Annotated in this window: 9 protein-coding genes; all 9 read right to left on the bottom strand. The window is 68.0% G+C overall.

Going from position 1 to position 18,931, the window contains the following annotated elements; translation table 11 throughout:
* Window positions 1–180: 180 nt before the first annotated feature.
* The gene (locus tag G5B40_RS11645; protein WP_165098761.1) at window positions 181–2,244 is read right to left on the bottom strand and encodes a site-2 protease family protein; all 2,064 of its coding nucleotides are present in this window, start codon (window positions 2,242–2,244) and stop codon (window positions 181–183) included.
* Complete coding sequence (locus G5B40_RS11640) at window positions 2,241–3,254, bottom strand: efflux RND transporter periplasmic adaptor subunit (protein ID WP_165098759.1); 1,014 nt, start codon at window positions 3,252–3,254, stop codon at window positions 2,241–2,243. Before G5B40_RS11640 ends, G5B40_RS11645 begins: the two co-directional genes overlap by 4 nt.
* 171 nt (window positions 3,255–3,425) lie before the next feature.
* Window positions 3,426–4,277: an efflux RND transporter periplasmic adaptor subunit gene (locus G5B40_RS11635; RefSeq protein ID WP_165098755.1), complete on the bottom strand. Its 852-nt coding sequence runs from the start codon at window positions 4,275–4,277 to the stop codon at window positions 3,426–3,428.
* Window positions 4,252–5,880 (bottom strand): TolC family protein, encoded by a 1,629-nt coding sequence (locus G5B40_RS11630; protein WP_165098752.1) that lies wholly within the window; start codon window positions 5,878–5,880, stop codon window positions 4,252–4,254. Before G5B40_RS11630 ends, G5B40_RS11635 begins: the two co-directional genes overlap by 26 nt.
* A 424-nt stretch (window positions 5,881–6,304) precedes the next feature.
* Window positions 6,305–7,405 (bottom strand): CDP-alcohol phosphatidyltransferase family protein, encoded by a 1,101-nt coding sequence (locus G5B40_RS11625; RefSeq protein ID WP_165098750.1) that lies wholly within the window; start codon window positions 7,403–7,405, stop codon window positions 6,305–6,307.
* Window positions 7,406–7,484: 79 nt separating this feature from the next.
* Window positions 7,485–8,840, bottom strand: coding sequence for an ATP-binding protein (locus G5B40_RS11620; RefSeq protein WP_165098747.1), 1,356 nt, complete (start codon window positions 8,838–8,840; stop codon window positions 7,485–7,487).
* 3 nt (window positions 8,841–8,843) lie between these two features.
* Window positions 8,844–14,315, bottom strand: coding sequence for an eCIS core domain-containing protein (locus G5B40_RS11615; protein WP_165098744.1), 5,472 nt, complete (start codon window positions 14,313–14,315; stop codon window positions 8,844–8,846).
* Window positions 14,312–15,643: a contractile injection system tape measure protein gene (locus tag G5B40_RS11610; RefSeq protein WP_165098741.1), complete on the bottom strand. Its 1,332-nt coding sequence runs from the start codon at window positions 15,641–15,643 to the stop codon at window positions 14,312–14,314. Before G5B40_RS11610 ends, G5B40_RS11615 begins: the two co-directional genes overlap by 4 nt.
* A 4-nt stretch (window positions 15,644–15,647) precedes the next feature.
* Complete coding sequence (locus G5B40_RS11605) at window positions 15,648–18,926, bottom strand: hypothetical protein (protein ID WP_165098738.1); 3,279 nt, start codon at window positions 18,924–18,926, stop codon at window positions 15,648–15,650.
* Between the last annotated feature and the right edge of the window lie 5 nt (window positions 18,927–18,931).

The following is an 18,931-nucleotide window of genomic DNA, read 5'->3' as shown; positions in this document are numbered from 1 at the left end:
GGCCGCGCCCGTGGTGGGCCAATTTCACGCACCGACGGTTCGTGATCGCTGGAGAAGGGAGAGCAGAATCGGCGCCGCGGCTTTCGCGTGGCGGAGATGGGCCGTGGCTCACACCCTTGGCTTTTGCGAAAAGAGCGCGTCATCCGGGCCTGGGAACAGGCCGCGGATGCATATTTCGCTTCACCTCGATGAGAAATTCCAGCTCGCCGGTCCCAACAGATCGACCTCTCCGATCCATTCGAGGGCGATGCCGCCGAAGCGGCGCCAGCGTGTTGGCGCGGAAAGCGTTCCCGGCGCGCCGGGGGGCCATCCGGGTGTCGTCGCGGCGGGCGTGAACGTCGCCTCGACACAGGTTTCCGCGAGGCGTCGCTCTTCCTGGTCAGCCAGCACCAGCAGCGGGCCGCCGCCCTCTGCGGTGATCGCGGCCGGCGGCAGATCGGTGGTCGCCGAAGGTTCGATGCGGCTCAGCCGGACGGGGACGCCCGGCGGCGGCGCGCCGTCGGAAAGGAGACGCAGCCCGTCGGGCTCGCGCCGAAGCCGTCGCGCATCCTCCGGCGTCAGCCAGACCCGCGCGTCGAGCCGTTTCGGATCGGCGAACTCCGCGATCAAATCTCCGCGATTGATCCAGGCGCCGAGCAGCGAGTCGAAGTCGCGGCGGAAAAACACCCCGGCGCTGGGCGCCGTGATCGAAAGCCCCGCGATTCGCGTCTCCAGTTCCTCGATCTCGCTGTCCAGCGTAACGATCCGGCGTCGAAAGTCGCTCGCCGCGGCGAGCGCGCCGTCGCTCTGGGCGACCGCGAGCTGGATTTCCAGCTTGGCGCGCTCAGCCGACAGATTGCGCGCCTGCGAGCGGATCTGGGGGTTTTCGAGGGTCATGATCGGGTCCCCCTCCGCGACCCTCTGGCCGTCCGCGACGAAGAGCCGGACGACCTCTCCCGGGCTCGTCGCCCGCAACTGAACCGCGTCCCGCAACTCCACAAGTCCGGGCGCGCGCAGGAAAACCGGCGCCGGCGCGAACCAGAGCATCGCGCCCGCGCCGAGCGCCGCCGCGAGCCGGAACGCCGCCACGCGCCGCGCGCCGGGCTCCAGCCGCCAGATCAGCGCGACGAGCCGGCCGAGCGGAACGATGGCCATACGCCAGATGACGAGCGCGCCGAGCGCGACGCCAAAACCGAACGCCAGATGCGCCGCGAGAACCGTCAACGTCACCATCACCCTCATGCGCCAGGCGAAGGACAGCCAGCCGTAAATCATCACGCCGCGCGGCTCCGGCGTCGTCGTGCGCGCGCCCGAAATCGCGCGCACCGCCTGCGCACGGATCGCGCTGGCGCTCCGCTGATAGAGATTGGGCGCGTCGAAGAGATCGACGAGCGCGTGATAACCGTCGAAGCGCATCAGCGGGCTCGCGTTGAAAAGCAGCGTGCTGACCGTCGTCGCCACCACAAGGGACTGGAGAAACGCGCTCAACTCGCCGGTCGGTGTTTGCGTCCAGAGCAGGAGCGCCGCCGCGCCGAGCGCCAGTTCACCGAGGATGCCGGCGAGGGTGATGTGAAGCCGCTTCCAGCGGTTGTCGACGCGCCAGACGCCGGTCACGTCGACATAGGCGCCCAATGGCAGGAAGATGACGAAGAGCAGCCCGACCTCGCGCACTGCCACGCCGTAGCGCCGGGCGGTGAGACCATGCTGGAACTCATGCCACGCCTCGCTGAGCAGCCAGGCGAGCCAGAGCCAGATCACGGAGTCGACGGCGATCAACCGTCCGATCTCGAAAGCGAAGCGGTCCCAACTCCCGGCCAGCGCGCCGAGCGCCGCCGCGAGCAGAAGCAGCCAGAACGGCAGCGTCGCCCAGCTTTGCATCCCGCCGAGGCGCCGCGCGCAGCACGCGAAAGCGGCGTCATAAGCGCCGAGCCGCAACCTCTGGGAGACCGCGTCGAGCCGCCTGGCCGGCGCCCGCTCCGGCGGGCCGGCGGCGCGCTTCTCCAGCAGGCCCTGGCGGTCCAACTCGTCGAGCAGTCGTGGCGCGTCCTCCTCGGTGAGGCGGGCGTCCGGCAGGTCGCGGCGCAGCCGTGCTAGCGCCGCCTCCGGCGAGCGTCTTCCGTCGAGGAGCCGGACGAAGCTCGAGGTTTCCCTGTCGGTTTCGAAATAGCCGCCGGTCATCGGGTCTTCGATCAGCACCGTGTCGCCCGTGGCGCGCCGGCGAAACCGAAGCTCGCGCCGCAGGACCGGATCACCCGCCCCTGTCACCGCAGCGCCCAGCGCTCAAGCGCGCGCCAGGCGTCGCTAAAGATGATGATCCCGAGCGGCGTGAACCCGATCCGGATCAGCGCGACCCCGCTCTGTCCCGGTCTCAGGTCGCCACCGGGGTTGTCGATCGTCGCGGTGAGGGGCAGGACGCCTTCTTCCTCCGCCGCTTCGACCCGGCTCGCGGGTGAGAGGCCGCGGACTTCGAGCGCGCCGGAGTCCCCGCCGTCGAAAGTGATCTCGGCCACCGGCGCCTCCGGCAGGCGCGGCAGGTCGCCGATCGGCAGGTCGACGCGCACCCGCAGGCGATCGAGCGGCGCGACCTCGGCGATCACGTCGCCTTCGCGCACGGGCGCGCCGTCCGCGTCGCGCAGCGGCATCTCGATGACCACGCCGTCGACGGGCGAGACGAGCGCGAGCCGGGCGATGCGCCAGTCCAGCAGGTCGCGCTCGGCTTCGGCCGCCTCGGCCTCGGCGCGCGCGAGCTCGGCCGCCGCGAGCCGCTTTTCGCCGAGCGCCGCGTCGTGTTTTCGGGTCGCTTCCTCGAACCTGGCCTGGGCGGCGACGCGTGAGAGGCGCAGCGCCTCGCCCTCCAGTTCCGCCAGCGCTTCGCCGGCCGCGACCTTGTCGCCCGGCTCGACCAGTGTTCGCCGCAGCACCGCCGAGAAGCTGGCGGCGACGAAGCGGCGGCCCTCAGGCTCAAGCTGCGCGTCGTCCCTGACCCGGTCCGGGAGGGGGATGAATAGCGCGCCGATCACCAGCCCCGTAGCGATCACCTTTCCGTCCCAGCTCCCCAGCACCGCCTGTCGGGCGCCGAACGCCGCGCGCAGCCGCGCGACGAAGCCGGCGGCGTCTTCGGGCGCATCACCGTCGAGCGCCGCCAGATACTGGTTCAGCGCGGTCCTCAACGGCGCCTCGCCCTGTTCGCCGGCGCCGCCGAAGGCGCGGGCGGCCAGCTCCAGCGCCGCGGCGGGCGTCGAGCGCGATGCTGCGGATGACCGGCGCGCCCTCATTGACCACCACGGCGGCGGCTTCGGCGTCGACCGTCTCGGCCAGCGCAACGAGAAAGCCGCGCTCCGCGCAAGGGTCAAGCGGGGCGCCGGGCGCGAGCGCCCTGATCCGCGCGCTTGGCGGCGGCGCGGCGGGCGGCTTGGGGGCGCCCCTGGAGAGCTTTTGCGGCTGGCTCATCGCTCGCCGGGGCGCGGATCCGGGGGCAGGGCGAGGCTGATGCGTTCGCCGACCAGAAGGCCGGTCTTTTCGTTTCGGATCTCCAGCACGACGCCGCGCAGCCCGGTCGCGGCGTCGATCTCGCCGCCAAGCTCCCGCACCCGGGCGGAGAAGTCGGCGCCGGAACGCACGGCGGCGACGGTCAAGACATCGCCGATGGCGATATCGTCGAGACATGCGGCCGGCGCGAATATTTCGACGTGCAGGCTGTCCGTCTCCACCAGAGTAAGAATCCGGGCGTCGCCGCCGGCGCCCGCAAGTTCGGATTCGCGCCGCAGGATGTCCTCCACAACGCCATCGAACGGCGCGCGCACATCGAGCAGCGCAAGCCGGACTTCGGCGCTTTCGAGCTCAAGCCGCGCGACGCGCCGTTCGTCGAGAACGGTCTGGAGTTCGGCTTCGGCGATCGTCAGTTGAGCCCCGGCCTCCGCGACCTCGAACGGGCGCGCGGCGCCTGAGCGGCTCAGACGCTTGAGCTCTTCGGCTCGTCGCCGGGTCTGATCCCGTCGCGCCTCCGCCGCGGCGATGCGGCCCTCGGCTTCGGCGCGGGCGCGGGCCAACGCGACATCCGCCGCACCGAGTCGCTTGTCCAGTTCAGCCAGAAGATCGCCCTTCGTCACCCGCGCGCCGACATCCACGTGCTGGCGGGCGATGATGCCGGGCTCGCGCGCCGCGACCTCCACGCGTTTCGCCGGGTCCGCGAAGCCGATCGCGCTTGTCGCGGCGCATTCGTCCGCCGCGCCGGCCGAGGAAAGCGCGCAGAGACACGCAGCGCCGAGCAGACTACTCCGCTTCCGGCGCGGCATCATCGACGGCGTTCGGAATGGTCGACGCGTCGAGGATCGCATCCGGGTCGGTGAGAATGTCGGGGCTGACGCTCTCACCCGGCGGCGGGGGGACGTTCCCGCGCACCAGACGGATGTAATCGAGATTGTTCGTGTTGACCCGCTCGGCGCGGATATCGCGCACTGAAAGCATCGTGCCGGCGACGTTCTCAAGCGTATAGAGCGCGGGCGTGTAGGACACGGCGGACAGCATCGGCCGCTCCCCGGCGTTGGCGCGGTCCTCATAGCTCGAAATCAGCGTCGCGAGGAACGCGCTGCCGCCTTCCGCGCCGTTTACGGCCAACGAGCGGAGCGCGCTGAGTTCGGAATTGATCGCCGAGAGTTCGGCTTCGCGCGCGCGCATCTCCTCATAGGAGGTTCTGACCTCGCGTACGGCGACCTGCGTCTCCAGCAGCACGGAGTCGCTGACATTGCGAAGCCGCGACGTCAGCTGCCGCGCCTCGACCCGACGGCGGTCATAGCGCGCCTTGTCGGTGGTGTTGCCGATCGGAATCTCGAAGCGGACGCCAACCGCCGCATCGATGCCGGTCTGCCCGAACTGTTTTCCGAACGCCCTGTCGAAGTCATAGTCGCCCTGCAGCCCGGCGCTGGAGGCCGAGGCGAAAAGATCGAGATCGGGTAGCAGGCGGTTGCGCGCCACTTCGGTCCGAATTTCCGCGCCGCGCAGCTCCAGCGCCACCACCTTCACTTCGGGCCGGTTCTCCAGCGCGAGGATGGATACATCGTCGAGGGGCGCGTCGATGAATTCCACCATCACCGGCTGGGCGGGGATGATCTCGATATCCCGCCTGTAGAGCGAACCATCGCTCAGCAGCGCGGCCAGCCGCGCCTCGGAATTGTCGACGCCGGCGCGGGCGCGGATCAGCGCCGCCTCGGCCTTGCGCAACGCGGCGCGCGCCTGCGCCGTTTCGCCCGGCAGGGCGTTGAACCCGGCGCGCGAAGACAGGCGCGCCGAGATTCCGCCGAGATCGGCGATCAGACGCTGGCGCTGGAGCACCCGGCTGCGCTCGGAATACAGCGCCCAGTAAGTGCGCAGCGCCTCCAGCATCTGGGTGTCGATCTGGCGCTGAAGCTCCGCGCCGGAGCGGTCCCGCTCCAGCTGCGCGAGCTGGATCGGCGCCGAGTTGACGGTGACGCCGGCGCCCTCCAACAGGGGCTGGCGCAGCTCCAGCCTGATTTCGCTCTCGGCCTGGTCGTCCGGCACGAAGAATTCCGAATTGCTGTCGCGGCCGCCGAAGCGCTGTGAAAGGCGAACTTCGCCGCCTGTAATCAGCGGTTGACGAAGGCCGACCTCGATGCCGAACTCGTCCTCCTCGAGATTGTCGGGGGCGGAGCCGGAGGTTCCGGGCTCCAACGTGCTGGAGCGGATGTCGTCCGCCGTCCGGACATCCGCCTCGCCGAAGATGAACGTGTCGCATCTGTCCTCGGCCTCGCGGACGACGGCCTCGCGGATCAGGGGCAGGTCGGAGAACGCCTTGAGCTGGTTGGAACGGGCGAGCATCCGGTCGAGAAGATCGTTGACGTCCAGTTCGACGATATTGGCGCCGTCGCCCTGCGGTTGCGACATCCGGTCCGCCCAATAGGCGCCGCGCCGGAGCCGCGATCGTCCGGGGCCGGGACAACGCGGCCGTCTTCGGTCGCAAACCTTCGCCCGAGATCCTCTTGCGCCTCGACCACGAAGGTTCTGTATTGCTAGCGCGCGGCGGCGGCGACCTCGCTGTTCGGGTTCACGTTCTCCACCATCTCCGAGGCGCAGCCTGTCGTGAGAATGAAGATGGCGGCCCGCCAGCACCGAACTGACGGAAACGGGACGGCCCATCCGCCGCCACGACTGGGAAGAATTGCACGCAACGTCATGAAATGTCCGCAAATCGACTACAGAAACAATGAAACGCAAATCTATTTCCGTAAGCCAATACAGAAGATAGTTGAATCGGATTTGAGAGGCTTGTTTCCGCGCCTCGTCACGCCCGCCGGGGGGGTGCGTTCCGTCAGTCTTCGGCCAGCCAGGAGGTGATCGGACCGCGCTTCGCGGCGAAGAGGCCCTGCGCGATCTGCGCGCCGTGCACGATCAGCCCGACGAACACCCAGAGCGCGACCGCGACGAACCCTGCGTCGGGAGCGCCCAGCAGAACGGCGACGGTTAGGATCGCCAGGTTCGGGTTTCGGCGCGCGGTGATCTTCCGGAAGAAGCTGTCGAAAGGGCGCCAGATATGCATGTGGATGCCGAAACGCGCGATGAATATCCCCTCCATCACCCGCTGAAGGACATAGCCCGCCAGAATGACGCCAAGCGCGAGCCCGCCATCGTTGAGGCCGGCGTCGGTCCCGCCAAGGCCAACCCACCAGGCCCACCACCAGAACGGCGGATGGATGAGGTCGATACCGTGATCGAGCACGTCGCCGAACCGCGACGAAGTGAGCGTGGCGCGGGCGAGTTTGCCATCGACCGTATCGAGAAACGTCATCGCCCAGGCGACCACGACGCCGATGGCGAACGAACCGGTCCAGAAGAGCCAGAACGTCAGCAAGACGAGCGCGAGGCTCGCCAGCGTCACCTGATTGGGCGTGATGCCGAAGCGAACGCAGAACCGGACCGCCGCTAGCGCCGGGACGGGCCAGACATGCTTGGTGACGAAATCGGTGACGCCCTTGTAGGTGGCGTCGAAAATTTCCTGCTCGGCGGGCTTCTCTTCGCCCGCGATGACCCTGTTCGTCATCGGATCGGCGCGTTTTCGCAGCGCCTTGTCGTATCGCCCGGCGAGGCCGGCGCCGGAAAGCGCGCCCGCCGGCGCCGCCGCGCCCGCCGCGATCCGCGCAGCATCCCGCGCGCCGTCCACGGTCCTGCTTCCCGCAAACGCGCCCGTGTTATCGGACAGCGCCGTTCCCGGCGCCGCGCTCGCCAGCGCCGAAATCACCCCGGCGCCGTAGACATGCGCGCCGGAGAGAATGACGCCGGCCTCCGCCGGGTCTGACGTGATGTCGACGCCAGCCTGCAGGGCCTGCCGGGTCAGACGCTCACGCGGGGTGAGGCCGAATACGCGCGCCGCACTCTCTCCGGCGATGAAAGCGGTCTGGCGGGTGGCTGGCATGGCGGTTCCTCGCGGCGCGTGTTCATCCGGCGCGGCGATTGTTTAGGGGATCGAGCGGCGGTGGTCCATCGGCGGGGCGTCAGCGGAGGCTTCGAAAAACCTTGCCCTCCTTTTCCAGCTCGCGCCGGACGCCAAGCTCGACATCCTCTAGCGTCACGTCGCGCCGACCCGCCGCGACCGCCTCGATCGCCGCGAATTGCGCGACATTGACGATGCCGCCGCCGGTCAGCTCATAGCCTTTCACCGCTTCGATCAGTTCGGCGCGTCCCCCGTCGTCGCCGCGTGGCGGCAAGGCGCGCCGCCAGATCTCCGCGCGTTCGTCCGGTCCGGGTTCCGGAAAGCGGATGATCGCGTTGAACCGGCGCAGGAACGCCTCGTCGATATTGGCGCGGAGATTCGAGGCGAGAATGCAGAGCCCGTCATATTCCTCCACCCGCTGGAGCAGATAGCTCACCTCCTGGTTGGCGTAGCGGTCGTGGCTGTCCTTCACCGAGGTCCTCTTGCCGAAGAGCGCGTCGGCCTCGTCGAAAAACAGTATCCAGTCGCGCCTGTGCGCCGCCTCGAAGAGGCTGGAGAGGTTCTTTTCCGTCTCGCCGATATATTTCGAGACGACGACCGACAGATCGACGCGAAAGACCTCCCGGCCGGTGGATTTGCCGAGCAGCGTCGACGCAAAGGTCTTGCCGGTGCCCGAGGCGCCGTGAAAGAGCGCCCGGTAGCCGGGACGGAGCCGCGCGCCGAAACCCCAGTCCTCCTCCAGAGCGCGCCGGTGGGTCGCCCAGCGCAACAGTTCGTCGAGCCGGGCGCGCGCCGATTCGGGCAGTACGAGATCGTCCCAGTCCAGCGCCGTTTCGATTCGCCGGGCCGGGAAGGAGGCGCTGAAGGGCGGGATGTCCACCGCGCCGAGCGTCATCCGCTCTACCCAGTCGCGCGCCATGACGATGCGCCCGGAAAGCGCCGGCGCACCCTCTTTCGGCGGCTCCAGCCGCAGCGCGCCCTCGCGTGCGAACCAGTGATCCGGCGAGAAAAGCCGCTGCACGTTGAATCGGCCCTCGAGATCGTTCCCGGCGAGAAGGTAGGCCGCGGTCTGTCCTGTCGGCAGGAAGGTGCGGCTCTCCGCGTCGCGATGGCCGCCGATTTCGGGAAAGTCCCCCGCTTTTTGAAGTGCGGCGCGAATTTCCGCGTCGAGCAGCGTCGGCTTCGCGTGGGGGGCGAGGGCGAGCAGGAAAACCACATACTCCGTGAAACTCGGCCGTCGGTCGCGGATGAAATCACCGAGCGGCGAGCCGTCGTCGAAAAAGGAGAGCGAGATCGCACCGTCGGGCGCGATATCCTCGCCGCCGAACCGGCTGCGGATCAGCCGCGTGAGGACACCGAAGGCCGCGCCGAGATTGGCGGCGTTCGAGGCCCGCGCGGTCGGGTCGATCCTGTTCATCGGTCAGACCCGCACGTCATTGACGGTGATCGCCTTGTAGGTGGCGTCGACATAGGTCTTGCGGTCGGCTTTCAGCGTGCCGCCGAGCGCCTCCAGCTCGGCGATCTTGTTGGTGTAAAGCCGCTGGCGCATGTTGGTTTTCGACGAATACGGATTGGCCGGCGAATATTCCGCCAGAAGCACGTTGGAGACGAAATAGCTCGTCGTCGTCGGCCCGTGTTTGCGGATGCCTTTCAGGAGGAGGCCGGGGCTGCCGTCGTTGATCGATGGAACGAAGGCGGCGGCGGTTGCGGGCGGCTGCGTCGGCATGGTGAACGTGTCGCCGCCCCGCTTCTTCTTCTGCACGAAGCCGGAGGGGGTCTTTTCCGACTCGCCCCATTCCACCGTGATCGACTGAGGAAACTTGCCGACCGGATCGGGCGCGGACCAGAACTTCGCTTCGGCCTTGTAGTAGAGCTTCGCGTCCTTGTCCCTGATCGCCGCCTTCGCCGGGCCTTCGACCTTTGTCTCCATCGACCGGTTCATCTTCTGCGTGATCGGCACGAGATTGACGCTCGTGCCGGGGCCGTGGAGATTGTCGTTCAGAAGATGACCGCGCACCCACTGATTGCGCGACGTGCCGTCCGGCTTGGTGTCGAGCGCGACGGCGTGATCCCAGCCCGGCGGGTCCTGCGACGGGCTCGACCCCTTGGTGTTGCCCGAGAGATGCGTCAGCGGCAGGGCGCGGGTGTTCTTCTGGCCGGAGCCCGAATGATCCACCTTCGTCTGGATGATGCTCTCATCCTCGAATGTCGCCTTGGCGAGTATCTTGCTGAGCGCGTCGAGCTGGTTGCGAAAGACCCGGATCTCGGACTCCACCGCGCTGGTCGCGGCGCGGTAGCGCTTCTTGTCTGAGACGGGAATTCCCGACCGTTTGGCGCGCAGCTTCTCCAGCTTGGCCTCGCTTTTCAGCACCAGCTTGTATTGCGCCAGCGCGTCCCCCGCGACCTTGCGCTGGTCGGCGTCCTCCTTCGCGTCGGCCTTCTTCTTCGCGAGAAAGGCCTCGATCCTGGACGGAGTCGAAGCGATCCAGAGATCAGCCTTTCCGGCGGTTCCCTTGTAATAGATCTTGTGCTTGCCGCCATCCTTGGAGGTGAAGCCGCGCTTCTCCTTCCACCAGTTGAAGATCTTTTCCTTGACCTTCGCCGCGGTCTCCTTCGCCTTCTTCTTGACCGCCTTCGCGCCCTCCTTGGTCTTGCCCCAGATCTTTTTGGCGAAGGCGACGACCCGGTCGATAAGCGCGTCGATCAGCTTGTTGATGGGCGCGGAGATCTTCTCGAGCACGCCTTTCACCGCCTCGCCGATCCCGCCGAGGCCGATGGCGGCGGCGAACATCGAGATCAGCACCGGCACCGCCCGGCCGAGCGCCGCCTCGACCGCCTTCGCCGCCGGGCCGAGTATGCCGGCGGCGATGTTCACGACCGCTTCGTAGACGCTCACTACGAAGGTCTTGATCTGCTCGTAGCGCTCCACCAGCCACATCACGAGGTCGTAGAGCAGCTTCAGCGCCTTCACCAGCGCCGAGGCCGGGTTCATCAGGCTCAGGAGCCAGACCACCCCTTCCTTGATCACGTTGACGATCACCCAGTTCCGGATGCCGGCGATCACCGTATCCTTGAGGTTGGCGAGCGAGGCTTTCACCTCCTCCCAGAGCGCGCTAAAATCCTTCGAGAGCAGCTTCCTGATCAGCGCGAAGCCCTTCTCCACGAGATCGAAGATCTTCGCGGCCTTCGGGAATTTCCTGATGATCCGCGCCTTGATGTTCTCGTAGGTCAGCCCGAGGATCTGCGCGACCAGGCTGAATATTCCCTTGATGTCCCATTTGTCGGGCAGGGTGATCGGCACGACCGAAAGCGCGCCGGTCAGCCATTCGATCAGCCCGGTCATCAGATGCTGCTTGATGCGTTCGAGAAAGCCGCGCACGCCCATGCCGAGCGCGGTCATCACATTATTGATGAACTTGCCCGGCTCTTTCAGGATCGCGGTGAGTTGCGCGCCGGCGCGCTCCATGAAGCCGAAGATCGGTTTCGGGTCGATCCCGGCGATCTCGCAGGCCGCCTCGATGGCGATACGGAGCGCGCCGGCGAAATCGCCGGTCAGCACCGCGCCGGCGATCTTCACCGCCGCTTTCAGCCCGGCCTGAAACGCCGCGAGGATGCGGTCGAGCGCCTTGCCGAGGGCGTCGGCCAACGCCTCAACCGTCTCGATCGCGGCGTCGGCGGCGGCGTTCACCCCGTCGACCGCGACATCGACCGTCGCGTCGATCCCCTTGTTCAGCTTCGCGGCGAGGCCCGGGAAGCGATCCTTCACATATGTGTCGACCTTGTCCTTCGCCCAGTCGCGGAAATCGTTCAGTTTCTTCACCACGGCTTCGCGGGCGGCGTTGATCAGGCCGATCGCGGCCTTCTTGGCGGCCTCGATCGCCTTTTTCACCAGCGACCGCAGCGCGTTGAAGATATCGTCGATCGCCTCGGCGATCTTGTCGACCAGCGATTTCACCGCGCTGGCGGCGCGCTCCCAGAAACCCTGCTTCTCCTTCTCCTTCCTCAGCTTTTCCTTCTGGTCGCGCGCTTTCGCCTCCTGCGCGGTCTTGATGCGTTTGGCTTCCGCCTCCCCCTTCTCCAGCTCGCTGTCGGCCAGCCCTTCCTCGCGTTTCACATTGTCGGCGATGGTCTTCTGATCGTCCGCCTGGCGTTTTCCGGCGTCCTTCGCGAACTCGGCGACGCCGTCATAAGCGCCGGTGATCGCCTCTCCCTGCTGACGTGCGACGTCGGTGCGGCCCGCCAGCACCGCCTTGCGCTGGCCTTCGTCGGCGTCGCGACTGGCGGCGGCGGTCTTGCGCTCGGCCTCGGCGATCTCGGCGTCCTTGTCGGTGTCGCGCTTCGCCGCCGCCTCGGTGGTCCGCTTGCGCGCCTCGGCGAGATTGGCGTGAAGATCGGGCGCCATCTTGGCGTCGGCGGCGTCGCGCACCGCTTTGGGCAGAGCCGCGGCGACGAAATCGGCGACGCCATCGTCGGGTGGCAGGTCCTCTATCGGCTCCGACGTCTCCGGGCTGACCGCCGGGGAGCGGGCCTCCTCAACCTTGCGGGGCTGGATGTTGGACTGGCCGGGATGGTTCTTGAAGGCCGCGACCTTCTCGTCGCGCTGCTTGCGCAGCCGCCCTGTCCCCTCCTGACGCTGGCGCTCCATCTGCCCGACATCGGCGTCGCCGGTCAGCGCAACGCGCTTTCTCGACCCGGCGGAGGTGTTGACGCTGTCGTCGCTGGTCCGCAGGCCGTTGAAGAGATTGGTGAACTGGTTGCGGAGCCAGTCGAGGAAGCCGCTCGTGGGTTGCTTCCTGATCTCTTCGCGCTTTGCGGCGTTGCTGGGCGGCTTGCCTTTCTCTTCATAGGGGTCGGGCGTCAGTTTGCCTACTTCCGGCCCCTTTCCGCCCTCCGTGAGCGTCGTGTCGGCCGGAATCGGCAAATCTTCGGGCGCGGTCACGCCCGGGTCGACCTCGCCGCCGGTCTTCGCCGTCAGCGTCGGCGCCTTCTCGGCGACCTCCTTCTTCTCCGTCGAGGTCTTCTTCTCCAGCGCCGGCCCGAGAGCGGGGGCGGAGGCCGCCATCCGGCTCGGACTCGCATCCATGAATCCGACCAGCGCCTCGTCTGATGAGCCTTCGAGCGACAGCTTCTCGACCTCCGCCGCCGCCTCGACCGAGGCGTCGGGCGCGGGCGGAATCTCCACGGCGACATCCGCCTCGGGCCCCGCCAGCGCTTCGGGCTCGACGACCGGCGGGCCATCGGCATCGGCGCCGGAGGCCGACGCGGCGGCGGGTTCAGGGGCGGCGGTTTCAGGCTCCGGCGCTTTCTCTTCGGCGTCCGGATCGGGGCCGAGATCTTCGGAGGCCCGATCGGTCTCGATCAGTTCGGCCGGCGGCATGTCGACGACGCTCGACGGGATGAAGAAGGCGTCCCAGGCGCCGATCGGCTGCCATTTCTCCTCGACCTGACCGCCGAGATTGTCCTTTCCGGCGGTGTTGCCGTCGATGGTGCGGACCTTGATGGACTTGAAGGGCTTGCCGGCGGCGGTCTCCGCGCTCTCGACGCCCGAGACCAGCGCCTGATGGTTGGTCGGTTTCTCGAGTCCGGGGGTGAACTGACGATAGGCGATATCACCCTTTTGCGGCAACTCGCCCGGTTTGCGGGTCTCCATCCCCTTCGTCATGTTCTTGCCGGACACCCAGGGCGGCAGCGGAAAGCCGCCCTCGCGGAGCGCGCGCCAGGCGGAGACGCCGCACCAGTGCGGCAATTGGTCGGGTGTGGTGATGATCCGCTTGATGACGGCGGGCGCGATGACATCGCCGCCGTAAGCACCGCGAAAGATCGCGAGAAGCCGCTCCCAGCCGACGCGATTGCCGTCAGGTCCGTGGAGCTTGGAGTTGATCTTGCCGATCTCGCCCCGCGCGATGCGGATCGCCCGCAGGCTTTCGGGGCGCGAGAGAACCTTGTCATCCTCGGCGACGCGCTGCGCTGCGGTCTCTTCATGCGTCTTGATCCCGCCCTGCTGGAGGGTGTGGGCCAGTTCATGCGCGATCAGATGATCGCCGCGCTCGGTGCCGGGGGCGTAACGGTGCGGGCTGAAGAAGACGTCGCGGCCGGAGGCGAAGGCCTTCGCGTTCAGCATCCGGGTCATCAGCATCGCCGGGCCGTCGGTGTGGATGCGCACGCCCGAAAGATCGGCGCCGAGGCCGGCCTCCATCTTGCTCCGGACCGGTTCGGGAAGCGGGTTTCCGCGGCCCCGCGCGGCGCGAAGCTGGCGTTCGACGATCTGCATCCGGACGGCGCGGGCGGAATAGCGGCCGGAGCGCTCGGACCGCATCTGCAGCGCTTCCTCCTCTTCTTCCTGCCGCTGCGCCTCCTCTTGCGCCTCTTCGGGCGCAGTCTGGGCTTCCTCCTCCTCGGCCATCTGCGCTTCCTCGGGCGCGGTCTCGGTCTCCTCCTCGGCCATTTGCGCCTCTTCAGGCGCGCTTTGCGCCTCCTCCTCCGCGAGTTGAGTTTCTTCGGGCGCCGCCTGCGCCTCCTCCTCCCCCTTCATCTGAAGGGGCTCATCCTCGACCACGGGCGGACATGCACGCAGCGTCGGCTCGTGTTCGTCATAGTTCGGATCGGAGGCGCGCTCGGGCGCCGTCTGCGCCTCTTCCTCCTCCATGCGGTCGACGCGCGGCGCCCGCTGTTCGAGCGGCGTCAGCTGCGCCGAAACCGGCCGCCGGTCGCGCGCCATCGCCCCCCGGCCATGAACGACCGCGTCGGCGGCGCTGTCGGCCTCGCGCTCATGCCGATCGCCGGGCGTGGAGACGTTGAGTTTCGCCTGCATCGGCGCGCCGAAAAACGGCCGGGGCGGACCGGAGGCGCGGCCGGATTCCGGTTTCGCATGGATCGCCGCCGCGCTCTTCACGCCCAGTCCACGCCGATCGGCGCCTCCAGCCAGGGAAGGCGGATCGGGTCGAGCCCCCAGGGGAGAGACCCGAGGAGCACATCGACGCCGCGTGTCTCCACCCGGAGACGCTGGCGGCGCGGTGGACCGGCGAGGACGCCGGCGCGGATCAGGAACGTCTCGCGCAGGCCTTCGGGCGACGCGCGGCCGAGCTTCGTCCAGTGCCTGAGCGCGGCGTGCAGGAGTTTATCAGCGTTCTCGATCAGGGCGGGCGCGAGCGGTTCGACCGGGAGAATAGGGGTCTCCTGGGGAATGGCGCAGAGAATGCGGGGCAGATGCAGCACCGGCTCCTCCGCCTGCGTCTCGCCGGTGGCGAGGTAGTGGATAAGTCGCGCCGCGGCGGCGCGTGCATCGTCAGTGACGAAGCGGGTTCTCTCCGTCAGGCCGGAAAGCGCGAATAGTCGGGGAAGGAACGGGTGAAGAAGAACAACGCCTGCGTTCTCGACCGCGATCGGGACGCCCATGTCCGGCGTCTCCTTCTGCGCCGGCGCCGATGCGGGCCGCCGACGCGGGCCGCCGATCTCGTCATCGACGTCCGGCGCTCCCGACGCCGCATCCGCGATGAGCGCGTCGAACTGGCGGGCGAGCGCGCGGATCGCGGTCGTCGATCCCGCCGCCTTTTCAAGCGCGGCGCGCAAGGCGCCGTCGCCGCCGAATTCGACCGTCAGGCGCGGGAAGAGAGCGGCGAGGATCGCGTGGACGACGGCGGCCGGCGCCGCGGCGATCAGGCGCGTCATCGCCGCAGGTCCGGCGCGGCTCTCCGTCGCCAGGGCCGCTTGAAACGCCGCCGTTGTGCGCGGCGCATGAGATTCCCGCACGGCCTCCGCGACGAGCGCGCAAAGCTCGGCGACCCGGCGGCGCGGGCTTCGTTCCTCCAGGCCGCCGGTTCGAAGGTGAAAGAGCAGGGCGCTCAGCGCGGCGGTGTGAAGATCGCTCCGGCGCGGCGCGCCATCGGTCTCATGCGGCGGCGAGTCGGGATCCGGCGCGGCGGGCCGCGCGCGCGCGACGGCGTCAGCGGCCGCCCGCGCGACGGCGGCGGCGATCGTCGCGACGTCGACTTCCGCCGCGTCGATATCGCCGAGATCGATTTCCAGCCGCACGATCTCAACCACCTCTTCCGGCCCGGCGAGCGGGTCGAGCGCGGCGGCGAGGGCGGCGGGCAGCGGTCCTTCGGCGGCGGCCGCGAGCCCGGCGCGGAACGTCAGCAGCGCGGCGTGACTATCTCCGGACAAGTCGAATCGGGCCCGCCCGATCCGGTGCGTATTGTCGGAGGGCCGATCGAGCGCCATGGGTTCAACCGGTTTTCACCACGAAAAGGTCCAGCTCGCGCGTTTCGCCGGCCCTGAGCGTGACCACCTGGCTGGAGCCCCGAAATCCAGGCGCGGCGCCGATGATCTTCACCTCGCCCGCCGCGACCTTGATGCGATAGGCGCCGGCGTCCGTGCGCTGGCTCCGTTCGTTTCCGCTTGCATCCGTATATCGGATCGTGCTCTCGGCCACCGGCTCCACGCCGCGTCGCCCCTCGGCGCCGACGACGCCGAAGAGCGCAGCCGCGCCGGTCTCCTCGGTTCGGGACGAACTATCTACGACGGGCGTGGGTCTGGGCGTGAAGAATTCCTCCCTCCGACCGGTCAGCGCGCCAGGCGCAGGGCGGCTGACCGCCACGGGCGGACGCGAGGTCAGATCGCCGATATCCCGGGCCGGCGCGCGCCCGCCGCCCGGCCGGTTCGGGCCGGGCGGCGGCACGACCATCGGCCCGGGGTCTACATCGTCGCCGAACGGACTGGCGATGATCCGCCCCGAAAGAACGACATCCGAACAATCGGAATCGCAGCACTGATAGGGCAGACAGAAATCCGCCAGCACGACGAATCGGTCGAGCGGATCTTCGGTGCGTTGGGCGGAACCGGCGGCGAGTTCCTTGAGCGCGCCGTCGGGATCGGCCACACCCCCGCCCGCGGAGAGCGCGGAGTTCAGACTGTCGAGAGATTTGCCGAGCGCGCCGAGGATCGGCCGAGCCTGTTTCACCAGATCGTCGAGCAAGACATAGGCGAGGACCAGCGTGCCGCCGCTTTTCACGCCGGCCCGGTGCTCCAGCCCCGGATGACGTTTCGCGTAACCATCGAGAGTCAACCCCGCCAGGAGACGCGAGACGAGTGCGCTCAGTTCCGACTGGATGTTGGCGGCGGCGAATGTGGTCGTCTGGCTCGCGACGGTCGCCGCCGCCTCCTTGATCTGCGCCTTGTCGCGCGCCGCCTCGACGCTGTCATTGGGCGAGACCTCGACCTTGTCGGCGTAGTTCAGATAGGCGTCGGAAAAACCGCGATAGGCGGCCGAGAACTCCACCTCGTCGAAATCGGCGATGGACTCGACCCTGAGCGTGTCGAGGACGGCTTCGCCCTGCGCCAGTAGCGCGACATTGGCGTAAGTGGTCTGAACCGCGGCCTCATCGCCCCCCTGCTTGAGGACCAGCGCTCTCGTCCGGTCGAAGAGATTGCCGCCGCCGGCATCGTCCTTTACCGCGGCGTAAGTCACGGCGGCGCTTCCCGAGCCCGCGTCAGGGTTCAGCTTTGCGACGATTTCGCCGCGAACGAACGGCTTCGCGGCGATCTCGCGCCGGAGCAGCTCCGCGTCCAGCCGCAACTGCGCCTCGTCCTTCGGGCTGAGGTCGATCCGGAAGCGGTTCGCCGTCGCGGAATCGAAGAAGGAGGTCGCAGGCGCGGCGCTGAGAAACTCGCGGCTCGGCTGCGCCGCGGCGCCCGTCGTCACGTCCGTTGCGGCGCGGGCGGCGAGCCCAGTCGTCACCGCCACCTGCTGCCGGCCCAGCCGCTGGATCAGGAACACGAGGAAGGCGAAAAGCGCCCGGATCACCACGAGGAAGATCAGATCGAGTTCGGAGAACCGGCAGAGAAGCAGCTTCCGCACCGCGGCCGCCGCGACCGCCGCGCTCGCGGAATCGAGGGCGGCGCCGGTCTTGTCATCCGCGCCCGTCGTCAGTTTCATGAAAACCGGTTCGATCGAGAAGGAGAGGCCGAGCGTCTGCTTGTATGCGATCAACTCCGCCATCGCCGAACCGAGCGGTTTGCCGACGACGCCCTCGACGCGAATGAAATCCTGATCGTCAATCCTGAAGAAAAAGGGGTGGGCGTCGTCCGGCGCGCTGAACCTGTAGGAATAGACGGTGCTGAGAAGGTTCGCGCGGGTCTTTCGCGGCGACCAGTTGCGAAAGAGATCGGCGTCGGCGTCGAAGGCGTAGTGAAAGGGGATCGCGCGTTCGGAGAGCGGCGCGGCGTCGTCGCGGCTTGGGGTGACGCGGATCGGCGCCGCCATCAGGCCTTGTGTGCGATAGGTCAGCGCCAGGAGATGCATGCGCAGGAAAAGCGCGCGCACTTCCTCCAGCCGCGGCCGGTTGCGGGCCGCGGGCGATGGCGTGAAATGCGTGCGCCGGGCGCGCGGGCGGCGCGGCAGGCCGACGCCGGCGGTCGCCTTGTTCTGGTCGAAGGCGAGAACGTCGGCGGCGGTCGGGAACTCCGCTGTGAAAGCGTCGGGGATCGCCGTCGCATCGCCAAGAAGAACGTGCTTTGGAAACCGCGCGGGGTCGGGGAGGCACTCGGTCTCAAACTTCGAAGCCGCTTCGACAAATTCGTTATAGGCCATCGCAACGTCGCGCATGTAGTCGTAGAAATACTGCACCATGAAGATATTGCGTAGAAGCTGACCCCAGAGATTGGAGAAATAGGTGTCAGGGAAAGGCTCCTCTCCCTCGGCGTAGAGATCGCCAAGGAGGTGCTCATAGGCGGCGTAGGCGGCGCGCAGCGCCTTCGGAAGCGACTGAGCGAGCTTCAGCGCGATGGTCAGGACGCGTCCGAAAAGGCCGGCGAACGAACCGACCCCGTGTCGCGCCAGGCCGAGCTTCTCGATACGGATATAGGGAAGTTCCAGGCGCGGATGGGTCGCAGGGTCGATCGGGCGCCCGGCGATCTTCTCCTCCTGCGCCAGCATGGCGTCGGCCTGCGCGCGGGTGACGAGAAGCCGCCGGAGCGTAAAGCGCCGCTCCGCGCCCTTGTCGGCGCAGTCGTTCACATCGCAGCTCTTGAGGGCCTCCAGCCGGCATTCGAGGAACAGCATCACCGTCTTGTCGGCGAGGAAACCGGCGGTCAGCGCGGAGGGGTCCGGCTCCCCCGGCGCTGGCGCGAAATCGGTGTCGAGAAGCTCGAACACCGGGATTTGCGTTTCTCCGTCGGGGAAGAGGAACGGGTAGCGCGCCTCGGCGATATCGTCCTCGGACGCTTCCTCGGCGGTCGGCACCGGGACTTCGTAGGGACGGAAACGGTCATGGGCCTGCGCTTCGGCGGTGATCAGGAAGCCTTCGGAAGTGACGGCGACGCCCTTGGAGATGTGAACCACCGCCCCTTCGACATCGACGTCGAACCCGCAGACCACGCCGATCCCGCTCAGGGCGCGGCGACTGAGCCGGTCCTGCTCCTCCAGATACTCGGTGAGATCGTTGAGTTGCACGGAGGTCAGCACCTGGCCGTTCTCGAAGATCGGATAGGAGGTCTGGATGTTCATCGCCT

The sequence above is a fragment of the Pikeienuella piscinae genome (assembly GCF_011044155.1).
Classification (GTDB): Bacteria; Pseudomonadota; Alphaproteobacteria; order Rhodobacterales; family Rhodobacteraceae; genus Pikeienuella; species Pikeienuella piscinae.
Note: the sequence above shows the minus strand (reverse complement) of the source record. Positions and strands in the feature narration are given on the sequence as shown.